This window comes from Pseudomonas sp. AC016 (genome assembly GCF_979253365.1).
This window is the reverse complement of the sequence record NZ_CEEDCC010000001.1, coordinates 2,314,682-2,328,063: the sequence shown is the minus strand read 5'-3', so window position 1 is coordinate 2,328,063 and position 13,382 is coordinate 2,314,682. Positions and strand designations below refer to the sequence as shown.

12 protein-coding genes are annotated in these 13,382 nt (G+C 52.8%); 7 read left to right on the top strand and 5 right to left on the bottom strand.

The features are described from left to right. Positions 1-96: 96 nt before the first annotated feature. Both AC0IXS_RS10395 and AC0IXS_RS10390 read right to left on the bottom strand, forming a co-directional pair. Positions 97-741, bottom strand: a complete 645-nt coding sequence (locus AC0IXS_RS10395) for an MAE_28990/MAE_18760 family HEPN-like nuclease (protein WP_137203529.1) — start codon at positions 739-741, stop codon at positions 97-99. A gap of 10 nt (positions 742-751) precedes the next feature. After that, complete coding sequence (locus AC0IXS_RS10390; protein ID WP_137203528.1) at positions 752-1,858, bottom strand: DUF262 domain-containing protein; 1,107 nt, start codon at positions 1,856-1,858, stop codon at positions 752-754. Positions 1,859-2,730: 872 nt separating this feature from the next. Here AC0IXS_RS10390 and AC0IXS_RS10385 point away from each other — a divergent pair. From AC0IXS_RS10385 to AC0IXS_RS10365, 5 genes are all read left to right on the top strand, one after another. Continuing rightward, positions 2,731-3,309: a recombinase family protein gene (locus AC0IXS_RS10385; protein ID WP_137203527.1), complete on the top strand. Its 579-nt coding sequence runs from the start codon at positions 2,731-2,733 to the stop codon at positions 3,307-3,309. A gap of 1,312 nt (positions 3,310-4,621) precedes the next feature. Beyond that, the gene (locus AC0IXS_RS10380) at positions 4,622-4,939 is read left to right on the top strand and encodes a hypothetical protein (RefSeq protein WP_137203526.1); all 318 of its coding nucleotides are present in this window, start codon (positions 4,622-4,624) and stop codon (positions 4,937-4,939) included. Between the two features lie 9 nt (positions 4,940-4,948). Continuing rightward, positions 4,949-5,158, top strand: a complete 210-nt coding sequence (locus tag AC0IXS_RS10375; protein WP_137203525.1) for a hypothetical protein — start codon at positions 4,949-4,951, stop codon at positions 5,156-5,158. 317 nt (positions 5,159-5,475) lie between these two features. Then, positions 5,476-6,234, top strand: coding sequence for a KilA-N domain-containing protein (locus tag AC0IXS_RS10370; RefSeq protein WP_137203524.1), 759 nt, complete (start codon positions 5,476-5,478; stop codon positions 6,232-6,234). A gap of 344 nt (positions 6,235-6,578) precedes the next feature. After that, positions 6,579-7,604, top strand: a complete 1,026-nt coding sequence (locus AC0IXS_RS10365) for a hypothetical protein (protein WP_471824539.1) — start codon at positions 6,579-6,581, stop codon at positions 7,602-7,604. A gap of 201 nt (positions 7,605-7,805) precedes the next feature. Here AC0IXS_RS10365 and AC0IXS_RS10360 read toward each other — a convergent pair whose 3' ends face one another. The 3 genes from AC0IXS_RS10360 to AC0IXS_RS10350 form a co-directional block, all read right to left on the bottom strand. Next, complete coding sequence (locus AC0IXS_RS10360) at positions 7,806-8,555, bottom strand: restriction endonuclease (protein ID WP_137203522.1); 750 nt, start codon at positions 8,553-8,555, stop codon at positions 7,806-7,808. Continuing rightward, entirely contained in the window at positions 8,555-9,361 is an 807-nt protein-coding gene (locus tag AC0IXS_RS10355) for a hypothetical protein (protein WP_137203521.1), read from the bottom strand. Before AC0IXS_RS10355 ends, AC0IXS_RS10360 begins: the two co-directional genes overlap by 1 nt. A 444-nt stretch (positions 9,362-9,805) precedes the next feature. After that, entirely contained in the window at positions 9,806-10,753 is a 948-nt protein-coding gene (locus AC0IXS_RS10350) for a LysR family transcriptional regulator (protein WP_471824537.1), read from the bottom strand. 159 nt (positions 10,754-10,912) lie between these two features. Here AC0IXS_RS10350 and AC0IXS_RS10345 point away from each other — a divergent pair, with 159 nt between their 5' ends. Together AC0IXS_RS10345 and mmsB are read left to right on the top strand one after the other, a co-directional pair. Continuing rightward, the gene (locus AC0IXS_RS10345) at positions 10,913-12,439 is read left to right on the top strand and encodes a CoA-acylating methylmalonate-semialdehyde dehydrogenase (RefSeq protein ID WP_191958143.1); all 1,527 of its coding nucleotides are present in this window, start codon (positions 10,913-10,915) and stop codon (positions 12,437-12,439) included. 30 nt (positions 12,440-12,469) lie between these two features. Beyond that, positions 12,470-13,357, top strand: coding sequence for a 3-hydroxyisobutyrate dehydrogenase (gene mmsB / locus AC0IXS_RS10340; protein ID WP_191958142.1), 888 nt, complete (start codon positions 12,470-12,472; stop codon positions 13,355-13,357). Positions 13,358-13,382: the final 25 nt, after the last annotated feature.

Here is a 13,382-nt window from a genome sequence, read left to right as displayed (position 1 = left end):
TAAATATATAACTAAAAGAGGTTGGGGCTGAATACTTTTCTGATGCGTTCAGCCCCACCCAATCTGATGATTGGGATTTAGCTTTCGATTTATAGGTTATGCCGGTCTTTTGTAGTTTTCTAGTGATGCTGCATTAAGCAAGTCGGTTTTGTAGTCCCGCATCATTTGGAGGACATCAGCAACAAGTAATCCAAATTCTTTTCCACCCAAATCCATGAATTCGCCATGCGCTACTTTGTTGCGACGATTTACCAGGCTTTCGTCGATCAGGTTGAATTTTGTTGAGTATTTGTCCACGTCAATGTCTAGCGAAGTTGCGATGTTAGTGAATACCTTCGATGTAAGGTTGGACTCAGTATCAATTGCTGACGACATCTGCATTCTGGCAGGTTTTCCCATCTCTGAAAAAACGAACTCAAAAGCTTTGATGTTAGCAGCAGTTTTTCGTGAGTTGGAAAGCATTTCAAGATGAGCCTTCAATCCGAAAATCGCAAAGCAGGTCTTAAGTTCGCCGTAAGTCAACCCTCGATGATGTACGAAGTTTAAGTACAGCTCCGAAGCAGTCTTTATAAAGCCTTCCCAATGCGCATATGTTAGCGTTACTCCGGCGCGTATGAAAAACTTTCTTTCAGGGCTGCCGCTTCTGGAAGCGACATTAAAAGCACTGACCTCCTTTACTCGCCATCCCATTTCTGAATCCAAAGCGTCTTGCAGTTGATCTAGCGTACGAATATCAGCCATTGATTGTGCCTCACGGCTTTAGTAAGTCAGCTGCTATTGGTAGCAGTCGAGCCAGCCGTGTTGTCCCTCGAATACCAGCACCTGAGTACTGATTAAACGTTGGATTATTCCAAAGGCTTTTCGCTGCCTGCTCGATAAATGCCTGCCTTTCATGTGCCTGCAAAGCTTCGAGTTCAACCAAGTTGTGCGATACGCCTGTAGACATGACCTCGAATACAGACATTAAGAACTTGCCTGAGAAATTACGACCATCCCATCGTTTGAATGACATCGAGCCAAGAGCTTCGGATAAGAACGTGAAGGTTTTAGTAAATATCTCTCCCTCTTGATTTAGATCAAAAGTATTGTCAGTTGCCATCTTCATCAGCGCATCGTCAAGATACTCATGTACATCCAGTCCAGGCTGGTAAGGGATATATCTGAAGGCAAAGAAACGTAGCGCTAACTCGACGCCCGCTTGGGAGTTTAGTGCAGTTTCGGTTTGGCCGGTGGTTTCGATAAATGCAGCATTGCTTGAGTGCTCAATAAGCCAGTCATAAAACTCACGGTTCAACGATACTGCGATACTATTTCTAACTTCTTGTTCGGTAAGGCTCGCGCCCCCAGTGTTAAGTCGCTGAAACAGTTCAAACTTTGCCGAGACATCGCTATCCGACTTCAATATTTCGACTCGAACGCGCGCCCGCTTGATTTCAATTTGCAGAGGTTGAGGTATTCCATCATTAGCCCCATTTGCTGACTCCTTCCACCGCTTCCCGTCAAGGCTTGGTAGGAATCTGGTGCCATTAAGAATCAGAGGACCTAACTCCGCGGCGCGGTCACCTTTGAGATCGCCGGTGAGCTGCAATACGGTCGAGAGCCGTTGTAACCCATCGATAAGCTCCCATACTCCATTCTCATCCTGATATACAAAAATAGGCGGAATTGGGATGCCAAGAATGAGGGATTCAATAAAACGAGATTTACGTTCATCACCCCAGCGGAAAAGGCGTTGAAAAACAGGGTCGATTACCAGCTCTTCGTCTCTGTAGAGGTTGATGATTTCACCGATTGACATCTCATACCCATCGGTGATGACTTTCTTCCGTGCGGTCTGAATCTCGTCTGCCAGAGCCATAATTTCTCCTAGTTATCGGCGCAATGTCCGATCAGCATTACTAAATTTATCGCGGCATCATGCTTTGTAGCGTTCACTGGTGGGCATGCGGGTATCGGCCACGAAACAGGTAAGGCATTAAAGTAGCACTGAACCCGTCCTTTCTGCCTCTCTTCTCTGTCGATTTTTCTTGGAGGAGCAATACTCGACTGAAGTGATTGAGGAATCGATGAAGAGGACGGGATTAGTCACCTGCTGCCGTCCTAGATCACCTAATCGAAAATGGTTTGCACCCGTCAGGCAGATCTCGCTCGCTCGGGCAGCCGTGGTTCCCCCATGCCGGGGCAAGCTTGTGGCTATGCGTGCAGCCGGGGGGCATGTGGCACCTCTCTCTACGGGGCTGGACGGCGCTGTTGTCGTCTATCGCGGGAAACGGGCATGGCTCCTAAACAATCCTAGTGCAGGGCCTCTCTCAATAAATGCAGCCTCTCAGGGCTTGAGGGCTGATCAGGTCCATAGTGTGGTGTTCCATTCTGCAAACGCTCAGGGCTATGCTGGCCTTGGCGCAATGTGCTTCTGTCTGCCGGTCGATGCGTCGAGTTCGGGCCAGTGCCGACCCTCTTGCTCTATCGTGGGCTGTACGTGCGCTGGTCGCGCAATGGCTGCTGTAGTGGGCAGGGCGATGGCCGGTAGTGGTTGTCGATGTCCTGTTTATCAAGTGCCTGTCGGTCTGGCTTGCAGGTGGTGACATTAAACGATCAATTTTCGACACCTATAAAACGGGTCATAAAGCGGTGACATCAAAATAGGCTTTGACACTTGTTGGCACCATTTGTATTGTTGTCACCATTAATTGGCACCATATGCCAGTTAGACAGATCAGAGGTGACACCATGACAGCACGTACATACGCTTATTGCCGTGTATCCACTACCGAGCAGACCACTGACAATCAGATGCACGCGATCAAGGAGCGTGGATACGCCATCCCTGCGAATCGTGTACACAGCGAGACTATCAGCGGCTCAGTGCCAGCGTCAGAACGTCCAGTCTTCACAAGGTTGGTAGATCGCCTAGAGAGTGGTGACACGCTAGTGGTGCTAAAGCTTGACCGCCTTGGTCGTGACAGCATCGACGTGCAGGCCACCATCGATAAATTGATGGCTTTAGGTATCCGGGTTATCTCGCTCGACCTGCCAGCCTCAGACCTGACCAGCGTAGAGGGTAGGTTCATCATGCAGGTAATGGCGGCGCTGGCTGAGATGGAACGTGGCCGTATCCGTGAGCGTACCAGTGAGGGACTAGCCCGTGCCAAAGCTGCCGGTGTGAAGCTGGGTCGTCCTGTAGCTGATGACGTCACGTCTCAGGTGCGCGAGCTGCGTGCCAAGGGTATGAGTCAATCTGAGGTTGCCGAGGCTTTGGGGCTGTCCCTGCGCACCGTGAAGCGCCATTGCGCCAAAGAGTCCGCCTGAGTCGTAGAGCGGGGCTGGAGTTTGAGGCCCAGACACCCGGGCATTCGACCGCATGTATCACTGGCTAGTCCGAGGCGCGCCGTCTAGCGGGTTATGTCTTGATCAAGCCTATATTGACCGTGGAAGGCCACCAGAGCGCGCAGACGCTGCGTCGTTCCACGGGGCAGCCCAATGCCGATCACCAGTCTTCACGGTTGCGGTATCCCACCTGACAGCGGCTGCCCTACTGGTCGAGGGCTGAGGTTCAGGGCAAGCGCCGGGATGGTTATGCGAGATGCGCTGCTAAGGCTTCGGGCAGTTAACTGTCTGCTTCGCTTGCGGCTTTCACATGAAACCCCAGGACAATGTGACGGGTACGGGTAAACGTGCCTCAGGTGCGCTCTCAGGGCCTCAAGGGTTCAACGCGGGTTTAGGCTTTGAATTGCATTATAGGACCGCTAGTAGCTTGGATTTGCTGAGTCTCACAGTGTTAGACAATTGAATCCCGCAGTTTTCGAATTCCAGAGCAGCCAGCGGCAAACGTGACCGGATTGCCAATTCTGGTCACAAAGTCTCACGGCGCTACAGCCCTTATAAACCGTGGCCTTCAGAGTCTCACAGTCTTTAAGTTGCAGTACAGGAGAATCCCCAAGTAGCAACAGTAGTGTAGTAGTGATGGTAGTTACAGTAGCACCCAGTATTGTCTATTAGGGAGAGTAGGTTAAGTCGTCTACAGTGGGAGATGTCGCGTAGTAGCCCCATATTCTCTAGTTGCTCAAGTAGTAATAGTTGCTCCTCCCTTCTTCTCCTTTATGGAGAGGGGAGAGCTAATAGACGCTACGAGGTATCCAACCCAGCAGGCCCCACACTGCGCATAGACAGCAATTGGGCAGAGCACTGACATCTGCGTCGCCGGAGAGCCTCAGACGCCCACAGCGATCCTCAGGGGCTTTCTCGTTTTGACCGGGAGTCTCAGAAAGTCTCACACCGATAGACCCGTTAATTAAGTTGCATTATAGAAGAGCGAGTCGAGTATTCGCCAAATGCGATTTGAGCAAACGGTCAAGCGCTTTTCCAGTTTCACAGGTCGATGCCCTAAATGAGAATTATTATTAGGTTCATCGGTCTGCGATCCCAATGGAATTGGTAGGACAATAAGAACAGTAGCAACAGTGGCAACAGTATCAATTCTCCTTTTCTCTTATGAGAAAAGACCCGCTAGGGAAAGTGACGGTAGTAACTAGTAGCTACCATTGGCGACCAATTCCTTAAGGGGCTAATGGTTTTCTTTCCTTCTATCTTAATTAACCAAACACTACAGCGAGGTACGGCTATGGCAACCCCAATTACAGGTGATATGGCATCCAGTGTTCCAATCAAACAGCAACAAGGTGTCACCTTACATAACATGCCACACGTAGACTTCAGGGCTATTTCAGATGCAAGCCACCCAATCAATCAGAGCAATCTTTCTGGTAAGCGATTAGGTGCTCTGGTACTAGCTGTCGATGAACGCTATATCGGCGAAGGTCGTATGAGCCTGCTCATTGCACATGGAAGCGCGCCAACAAATGGCTGGTCGCCTTTGTTCGCAGGTAGTGTAAGCGCTCCCCAGTGGAAGCCTGTTTACCCTGAAGGCGTCCCAGCATAAGAGGACGTTATGAACAGAAATATTCTATTAGGCACCAAAACAGTACAGTCCAAGCCACGAATTCCGGGACTTGCTGCCAATGCGGCCTCCGATAAGCAGCGGTTCGTGGGAGCACAAACAACCCGTGAAGATGAGTTGCGTAGAGATGCACTGATGTCACCCCTTCAGAAGCGTATGCAGGAAGCATTATTAAAGGCCGATGACAGCTACGGCTTTTAAGTTGCACTACAGATAGCCTGACGTCGAGTGTCCCATCTAAACCTGAATAGACCTGCATCTCTGGCATGCGTGCCATATGCAGCAGCGCCTTCCCTAGCGTTACCGCAAGTAAGTCATTGCCTATCCCCGTTCCTTTAGGGATCGGCCCGTTCATCGCGGGTATTGACGGCGGGTCTCTTGCGGCAATTCCCTGTTCTGAGTTTCTACAAGTAAGCCACTGGCCGCTCCGTCCCTCTGGGCTTGGTCTCCCTGTCATGCGGGGTTTGGCCGGTGGCTTTCTTGTAGCAATTCCAAACTAACTTACTTATGAGGTGAACATGACAATCAAGACCAACGTACTGCCTATTTCACTCCCGAATGATAAAGGTGAGCTGCACACCTTCGAAGCCAATGACGATGGCATGTACAACCTGACTGACATCTGGCGCACGCTTGAACTGCCCAAGTCAAAATTGCCCAGTCAATGGGATAACGAATCCAAGCGCTACTTATCTCAGAATGGAAATTTCCACTCTGCAAACTCTCAAAACAAGAACACTCTTGCAACAGAGCAGGGAACTATTGCCTATGCTATGTGGGTATCAACCGAGTTCTACATGCTCGTCGTTAACACCTTCATAGCTTTGCGAAATGACTCTATTGCATCGGCTGTTGTTTTGGCCAAGTTGAACGAGGAGCAACGTGGGCTGCTGCAAAGGAATGCCCGCTCCCTGTCCTTACTGGACCACATGTTCCGACGCCCCCGGCTGCGCTGGAAGGAGCTAGCGTTGCTCGCTGGCATTGAGCACCCGATTAAGTGCAAGGATGTTCTTCTCCGTCGTGGATACATCAAGGAAGAAACGGGAAAAAATGATGCCGGGAGAAGTATTACCCAAGTAGTACCAACCGCTTATGGGCAACGCCACGGCATTGTTCCAGTGTGGGCTGGGCTTATGGGTTGGCAGTTTGCATTCAACCATGTGGGTCGCGACTGGGTAATTAGGCACGCCGACACGATGAATGCTGTCTGCCGTCGAGATGCAAAGATCAAGCGAGAGCAGAACGCCGCTCGCCGTCGAACCGGTAAGAGAACCTGAGTTATGACGCAGCAGAGCGACTTCTACTACGCCAGACCCACCGCTAATGAGAGCGACGACGACCTGTATTCTCCTGCCTTTGATTCACAGTCCTGTGAAGACGGAAGCATCTTCAACACTCAAGCATACCACCGTGGGTACAACACCCGTTCAAACTTCACAGCGACTAGAGTGTTCCTAGTTACGACCCCGATACACAAATAACCCATCAGGCAGCCTAGTGCTGTCTTAATCCTACGCGTAGTTCCCACAATTGAACTGAGGATATGCGTACACAATTACACTGAGAGGCAATGACTAATATGACCACCGCTAATGCAACTACCCTGAACGACATAAGCACAATGAAAATTCCTACCCCTACTTCTCTGGTCGAAAAGTACGGCCGCAACAAGATCAAAGCAGCGCTTGTCGTGCAGTCTGTTACCAGCATCGTTGAGGAAGTCTCGGCAGAGTTCCGTACCTACCTGTCGCATCTGTTGCCGGGTCGCTCTGATCACGACAGCAAGATCCGTGAGATTGCCCTGTGCAAAGACTTGATCCGCCAGAACATCGAGAGTCTACGCGACACTGGCCGCTTGATCGGTGAACTGCCTGACAACCTGCCAGAAGCCAAGGACTTTACAAACGTCTTTGACTACCTGATGGCGCTGGTCGATTCGATCGACACTCAGGCACCTGATAACACCATGCTCAAGAACCTGTATGCGACACGCGGTTGGAAATACCCTGAGTTCCAGGAGTTCTTGGTTGAACGTGATGGCGCTGATCTGCCTGCGTTCCTCGGCCAGCTCGCTGGTTCCAAGGTTGGTAATGACTACAGCCGTGTAAGCAAGATGGCACCTCATCACTACAGTGAATGGCAGCGCACTGGCGAGGCCGTCTACAACCTGCTGTTCAACACTGGTTGCCGGAGTGCCGCGATGACCAAAGCCCTGCGCGCCAAGATTGAGGCGATTACCGGTCCTTACTACAGTCGCCGTAACTGCAATGAGCTGCTGCCGATGCTGGCTCAGAACCTCATTAGCATTGAAGACGCTGAAGTTCTGGTCGCTGCTGGATGGACTGAGGCACACAACGATCAGGTCTACGCAGCTCTGGGCGACTCCCGTATGTTCCGTGAAGGCAAGGGCACCCGTGTGTCTGCTGTCGAAGTGCAGGCCGTTGAGTTCAACCTGTCCCGCCTGAATGCCTGCATCACTGTTAAGGCCAACAGCGCCAAGGTAGAGGCTGCCCAGTCACAGCGGGAGGAACTGGATGCTCAGGCATTAGAAACACGCAGGGCTGAAGCAGCTGCAAGGCTGGCACTTCAGGACAAGATCAGGGCCGGTACTGTCACAGCCGCTGAGTTAGATGCAGCCGGTTACTGAATAGCCTTGTAGCAATTCCCGGTATCACAGTTAGGCCATCGAGCACGCTGTAGGTACTGGGGTAGGGGCCAGTAAGAAGTGTAGCACATCAACTCCCTGTTCCAGGCGGCATCTGTCTTTTGCTACATTCATTTGTTACGCCCCGGCACGCCCAGACAAAAGGTTAACGGATCGCCCCATGTTGCCGATCCGTTCAGAATGTCAGTCGACAGGATAAATCATTTGATGAACAACTTCGAGAAATGCAGAGTACATCTCATCAAATACCGGCGAGACTTCAGAGGCGCCTTCTAAGATCCGCTCATGCTCGTCTATGAGTACGTTTAGTCCGCGAAGTGAAAAGCAGCTCTCAATATTAGTAATTGTTGATATTATATTGGGTGAATAACTAATATGTTCGATGAGGCGCCATTGAATACTGACTCCTTGTTCTTCAATCATTAGATAAACACCAGAGACCAAAGCGTTCTCAAAGCTGAGAAGGTCGCTGCCACAACCGCAGTGACACAATAGCGGGCGATATTCTTGGCCAAAAGTCTTGGTTTTTATAGTCTTTCTGAACAAGCTTTGATGTACGGAGAATGACACGTCCACCATGTTTTCAAAAATAGATAGCCCGTCAAAAATAATATATTCGACTCCATCCACCTCCAAGCTTTCAGAAAGAGACTCGCTTCCAGATGTTGAATAAAAGCCAATAAATTTCTGAGCTCCATGCTGTGTTAATCTGTCAAGGATTGAACACTCGTCTCCAGCATAAACCGGTCGCAGGGATCGGGAGAAATGCTTGCAACTAACTAAGTACGTTACATTATCTAATTGAGCGATCAGATCTTTTCCTTGATCCGGGCCCACTGATGGGTGCTCTAATACTGTGTACCCTTGACTGCTTAAGTAGTAGTTCGCGAAATATTCCCATTGGTGAGAACTAAGTTGGCTGAAGATGTTCATCAAAATTCCTCAGCTTGTAGGAAGAAGCCAGCATTGACAGATCGCATACGCTGCAATATTCTCGAAGTGAAGAGTCGTTTGTGGTTATGATACTCACTCAAATCAAGACTTGGATTATCAACTAGGTAGTTCTGGAGTTGAGCATTCCAGGAGTTGAACTGATCAGGGTGCAATATTTGATTGATTTCAAGCCAGCCGCACGAAGTGTTGTCTTCGCAAATTTTGAATATACAATCCTTGAATCCATATATGAAATACAGTTTGCCTTGCGCAAGATGGACAAAAGCAGCTGATCTGCCTATTGTATGAGGGCCTTCCAGTGTGTCCTTCTTACATCCACACATACAATGAAGTGGTTTATAGTCCGCTTTGGTCGATTTATTGAAGTAGTAATTCCAACTCCACTTCCAGTCAGGGTCTCTATCACCAAAGAATCGATCAATAAAGCAAGAGCTGGAATATGGCAGCAGTACTGATATTTGGACGCCGCTCACTAACACTGCGTGGCTGCTCAAAACCTTGATGCGCTCCTGCAGGCTGGTCGTAAAATCCCCGGAATAAAAACCAATAAATCCCTCTGCATCGGCACGTCGCATGCGCGAAACTAAATCTTTTTCAATACCAGTGCCAATGGGACCACTTTTAATGTTGTGCCTGAAACTTACGAGAAACCTTTTTCCCTCAATGCTGAATACATCAAAATCAGATACCCAATCACGATCCCATCCAGCCTGCTGAAGAAATTCCAGACCAAATTCACGCCATTTGTCATCAGACCAATACGCTATGCTTTGTAGATAATTCATCCCTGTGTCCCTTTCTTCATAGCCTACATAAAATTATGTCAGATGCTTCTGTCGTACTGCGTCCGGGCAGACGTTCATCGGCGTAATGCTAGCCTAGCCCCCGAATTTAGGAGTAGGGAGCTGAGCATGGGGCATGGCGTGCAATGCGCTTAGCGATGAATAATTGCTTACCTCGCCACCCTACCGAAGACTAACAGCTTGTTAGTGATTTCGGAATGACATCAGTTTCCAGGTTTGGCTTCCTCAGAGGTGGACCTGTCGCAGGGATCGTTGGGGGGAGCTAATCGAGTTGCTCCGGCATAACCCGCATGTCATCGCTGCATGGTTTAAACCAATCAAAGTGCTTTCAGGTTTTACAAGTCCTGTACCAACCAGTGTCACAAACCGTTAGCCAACGCCTGCTCACCTCGTTACGATGCAGCTACCTGACTCCTTGAAAATCTGTCACTGAAGGAAGCGGACGGCACGGGTTTCCCCCAGCAGCAACCCCTGATTCATCTCCGTCACCTCCCGCACGTAATCCCACAACACCGTAATCCGCTTCAGCTTCCTCAAATCCTCTCGGCAATACATCCAGAACTGCCGAACGATCTCTACTTCATCCTCCAGCACCGGCACCAGCCGCGGATCCTGTGACGCCAGAAAGCACGGCAGGATTGCCAGCGCGCGGCCTTGCAGGGCGGCGGTGTATTGGGCGATGACGCTGGTGCTGCGCAGTTGCGCCTGGGCGTTGGGCAGCAGGTTGCTGAGGTAGAGCAGTTCGGAGCTGAAGGCCAGGTCGTCGACGTAGCTGATGAACGGGTGCTGGCTCAGGTCTTCCTTGCGCTGGATCGGCGGGTGGTTGTCCAGATAGGCCTGCGTGGCGTACAGGCGCAGGCTGTAGTCGCAGAGTTTGCAGCACACGTATGGCCCGTGTTCGGGGCGTTCGAGGGCGATGACGATGTCGGCTTCGCGTTTGGACAGGCTGATGAAGTGCGGCAGCGGCAGGATGTCGACCGAGATGCTGGGGTAGGCGTCGAGGAAGTGGCTCAGTTGCGGCGTGATGAAGAAGCTGCCGAAGCCTTCGGTGCAGCCGATGCGGATGTGCCCGGACAGCGCCACGCTTGAGCCGGACACCTGTTCGCAGGCCATGTGCAGCGTGCTTTCGATGGACTCGGCGTAACCCAGCAGGCGCTGACCTTCGGCGGTCATGATGAAGCCGTTGTTGCGGGACTTTTCGAACAGCAGTGTGCCGAGCGAGTTTTCCAGCGAGGTGATGCGTCGCGACACGGTGGTGTAGTCCACCGCCAGACGTTTTGCGGCGCTGCTGACTTTGCGGGTGCGTGCCACTTCAAGGAAAAACTTCAAGTCATCCCAGTTCAACAGCCCCAGGGATGTGATGTTTTTTTGCATGTAGAGCCTGCTTTTATGTGCGTTCTTGTTAGAAGTTTGCACATCTATACTCCAAAGCACGCCCTCTGACCATCCAACAACAACGCTGTCAGGGAAACCGTGACGACTGGGCATCGAGTGCCCGGCAGGTCCGGTGTGCCTGAAGGGAGAACGGTTGAAATGAACGCCTCACTGAACAAGAACAATACGGCCGTAGCTCGCGTGAAACTGCTGATCGACGGCGAATGGGTCGACTCGCAAAGCAACGAGTGGCAGGACATCGTCAACCCGGCGACGCAAGAAGTGCTCGCACAAGTGCCGTTCGCCACAGCGACTGAAGTGAACGCAGCCGTTGCTGCCGCGCACAAGGCGTATCGCACCTGGCGGGAAACGCCGATCGGTGCCCGCATGCGCATCATGCTCAGGTTGCAGGCGCTGATCCGCGAGCACTCCAAACGTATCGCAGCAGTGCTCAGTGCCGAGCAGGGCAAGACCCTTGCCGATGCCGAGGGCGATATCTTTCGTGGCCTGGAAGTGGTCGAACATGCGTGCTCAATCGGTACGCTGCAGATGGGCGAATTTGCCGAAAACGTGGCCAGTGGCGTCGATACCTACACGCTGCGCCAGCCCATCGGTGTCTGTGCCGGGATCACGCCTTTCAACTTTCCCGCGATGATCCCGCTGTGGATGTTTCCGATGGCCATCGCCTGCGGCAACACCTTCGTGCTCAAGCCTTCCGAGCAGGATCCGCTGTCGACCATGCTGCTCGTCGAACTGGCGGTCGAGGCGGGTATTCCGGCCGGTGTGCTCAACGTGGTGCACGGCGGCAAGGAGGTCGTTGACGCGATCTGCACGCATCCGGACATCAAGGCCATTTCCTTCGTCGGCTCGACGGCCGTTGGCACCCATGTTTATGACCTCGCAGGTCGGCATGGCAAGCGCGTGCAGGCCATGATGGGCGCCAAGAACCACGCGGTGGTGCTCCCCGACGCCAACCGCGAGCAGACCCTCAATGCGCTGGTGGGCGCAGGTTTTGGTGCGGCCGGACAGCGTTGCATGGCGACCTCGGTGGTGGTGCTGGTCGGCGCCTCGAAACAGTGGCTGCCGGACCTCAAGGCGCTGGCGCAGAAGCTCAAGGTCAACGCAGGTCATGAGCCGGGCACCGACATCGGTCCCGTTATCTCCCGCCGTGCCCGGCAGCGCATCGTCGATCTGATTGAGAGCGGCGTACGTGAGGGCGCGACGCTGGAGCTGGACGGCCGGGACATTTCAGTACCGGGCTATGAGGGTGGCAACTTCGTCGGACCGACGCTTTTTTCCGGCGTCACCACCGACATGCAGATCTACACCCAGGAAATCTTCGGCCCAGTGCTGGTGGTGATCGAGGTGAATACCCTGGATGAAGCCATTACGCTGGTGAACGCCAATCCTTTCGGCAACGGCACCGGCCTGTTCACCCAGAGCGGTGCGGCGGCGCGCAAGTTTCAGAGCGAAATCAATGTCGGTCAGGTGGGCATCAACATCCCTATTCCGGTCCCTGTGCCGTTTTTCAGCTTCACCGGTTCACGGGGTTCCAAGCTGGGCGATCTGGGGCCGTACGGCAAACAGGTGGTGCAGTTCTACACTCAGACCAAGACCGTCACCAGCCGCTGGTTCGATGACGACAGCGTGAATGACGGCGTGAACACCACGATCAATCTGCGCTGAGCCCAAGCCGTTCCGCGAAGGAGAATAACAATGAACATCGCATTCATCGGTCTGGGCAACATGGGCGCACCCATGGCCCGCAATCTGATCAAGGCCGGGCACTCGCTGCAGCTGTTTGATCTGAACAAGGCCGTGCTGGCTGAATTCGCCGAACTGGGCGCGCAGATCAGCGATTCGCCCAGGCAGGCGGCCGAGGGCAGCGCACTGGTCATCACCATGCTGCCAGCAGCAGCCCATGTGCGCAGTGTGTACCTGAACGATGACGGGGTGCTGAAAGGCATCGCCCCCGGTACGCCTGCGGTTGATTGCAGCACCATCGATCCGCAGACCATCCGCGACATTGCCGCTGTCGCTGCGCAGCAAGGCGTGGTGCTCGGTGACGCGCCAGTTTCGGGCGGCACGGGTGGCGCGCAGGCGGGAACCCTGACGTTCATGGTCGGCGGTTCGTCCGAACACTTCGCAACGCTCAAACCAGTACTGGAACAGATGGGCCGAAACATCGTGCATTGCGGCGACGTCGGTACCGGTCAGATCGCCAAAATCTGCAACAACATGCTGCTGGCGATTTCGATGATCGGTGTGTCGGAGTCGATGGCACTGGGCAATGCGCTAGGCATCGATACACAGGTGCTGGCCAATATCATCAACACCTCGACCGGCCGTTGCTGGAGTTCAGAAGCCTACAACCCTTGGCCGGGCGTGGTCGACACCGCTCCGGCATCGCGAGGGTACACCGGCGGGTTCGGTGCCGAACTGATGCTCAAGGATCTGGGGCTGGCGACCGAGGCGGCGAGGTCGGTGCAGCAGCCGGTGATTCTCGGTGCGGTCGCGCATCAGCTGTATCAGTCCATGAGTTTGCGGGGCGAGGGCGGGAAAGACTTCTCGGCGATCATTGAGGGGTATCGCAGGAAGCCGTGAAGTATTGCCGCGCAATGCACGTCCT

What these genes read in the sequence shown, in the direction of transcription:
- AC0IXS_RS10385 (WP_137203527.1), top strand. Translation starts at nt 2,731, where the DNA reads ATGACAGCACGTACATACGCTTATTGCCGTGTATCCACTACCGAGCAG.
- mmsB (WP_191958142.1), top strand. Translation starts at nt 12,470, where the DNA reads ATGAACATCGCATTCATCGGTCTGGGCAACATGGGCGCACCCATGGCC.
- AC0IXS_RS10375 (WP_137203525.1), top strand. Translation starts at nt 4,949, where the DNA reads ATGAACAGAAATATTCTATTAGGCACCAAAACAGTACAGTCCAAGCCA.
- AC0IXS_RS10370 (WP_137203524.1), top strand. Translation starts at nt 5,476, where the DNA reads ATGACAATCAAGACCAACGTACTGCCTATTTCACTCCCGAATGATAAA.
- AC0IXS_RS10365 (WP_471824539.1), top strand. Translation starts at nt 6,579, where the DNA reads ATGAAAATTCCTACCCCTACTTCTCTGGTCGAAAAGTACGGCCGCAAC.
- AC0IXS_RS10395 (WP_137203529.1), bottom strand. Translation starts at nt 741, where the DNA reads ATGGCTGATATTCGTACGCTAGATCAACTGCAAGACGCTTTGGATTCA.
- AC0IXS_RS10380 (WP_137203526.1), top strand. Translation starts at nt 4,622, where the DNA reads ATGGCAACCCCAATTACAGGTGATATGGCATCCAGTGTTCCAATCAAA.
- AC0IXS_RS10390 (WP_137203528.1), bottom strand. Translation starts at nt 1,858, where the DNA reads ATGGCTCTGGCAGACGAGATTCAGACCGCACGGAAGAAAGTCATCACC.
- AC0IXS_RS10350 (WP_471824537.1), bottom strand. Translation starts at nt 10,753, where the DNA reads ATGCAAAAAAACATCACATCCCTGGGGCTGTTGAACTGGGATGACTTG.
- AC0IXS_RS10360 (WP_137203522.1), bottom strand. Translation starts at nt 8,555, where the DNA reads ATGAACATCTTCAGCCAACTTAGTTCTCACCAATGGGAATATTTCGCG.
- AC0IXS_RS10355 (WP_137203521.1), bottom strand. Translation starts at nt 9,361, where the DNA reads ATGAATTATCTACAAAGCATAGCGTATTGGTCTGATGACAAATGGCGT.
- AC0IXS_RS10345 (WP_191958143.1), top strand. Translation starts at nt 10,913, where the DNA reads ATGAACGCCTCACTGAACAAGAACAATACGGCCGTAGCTCGCGTGAAA.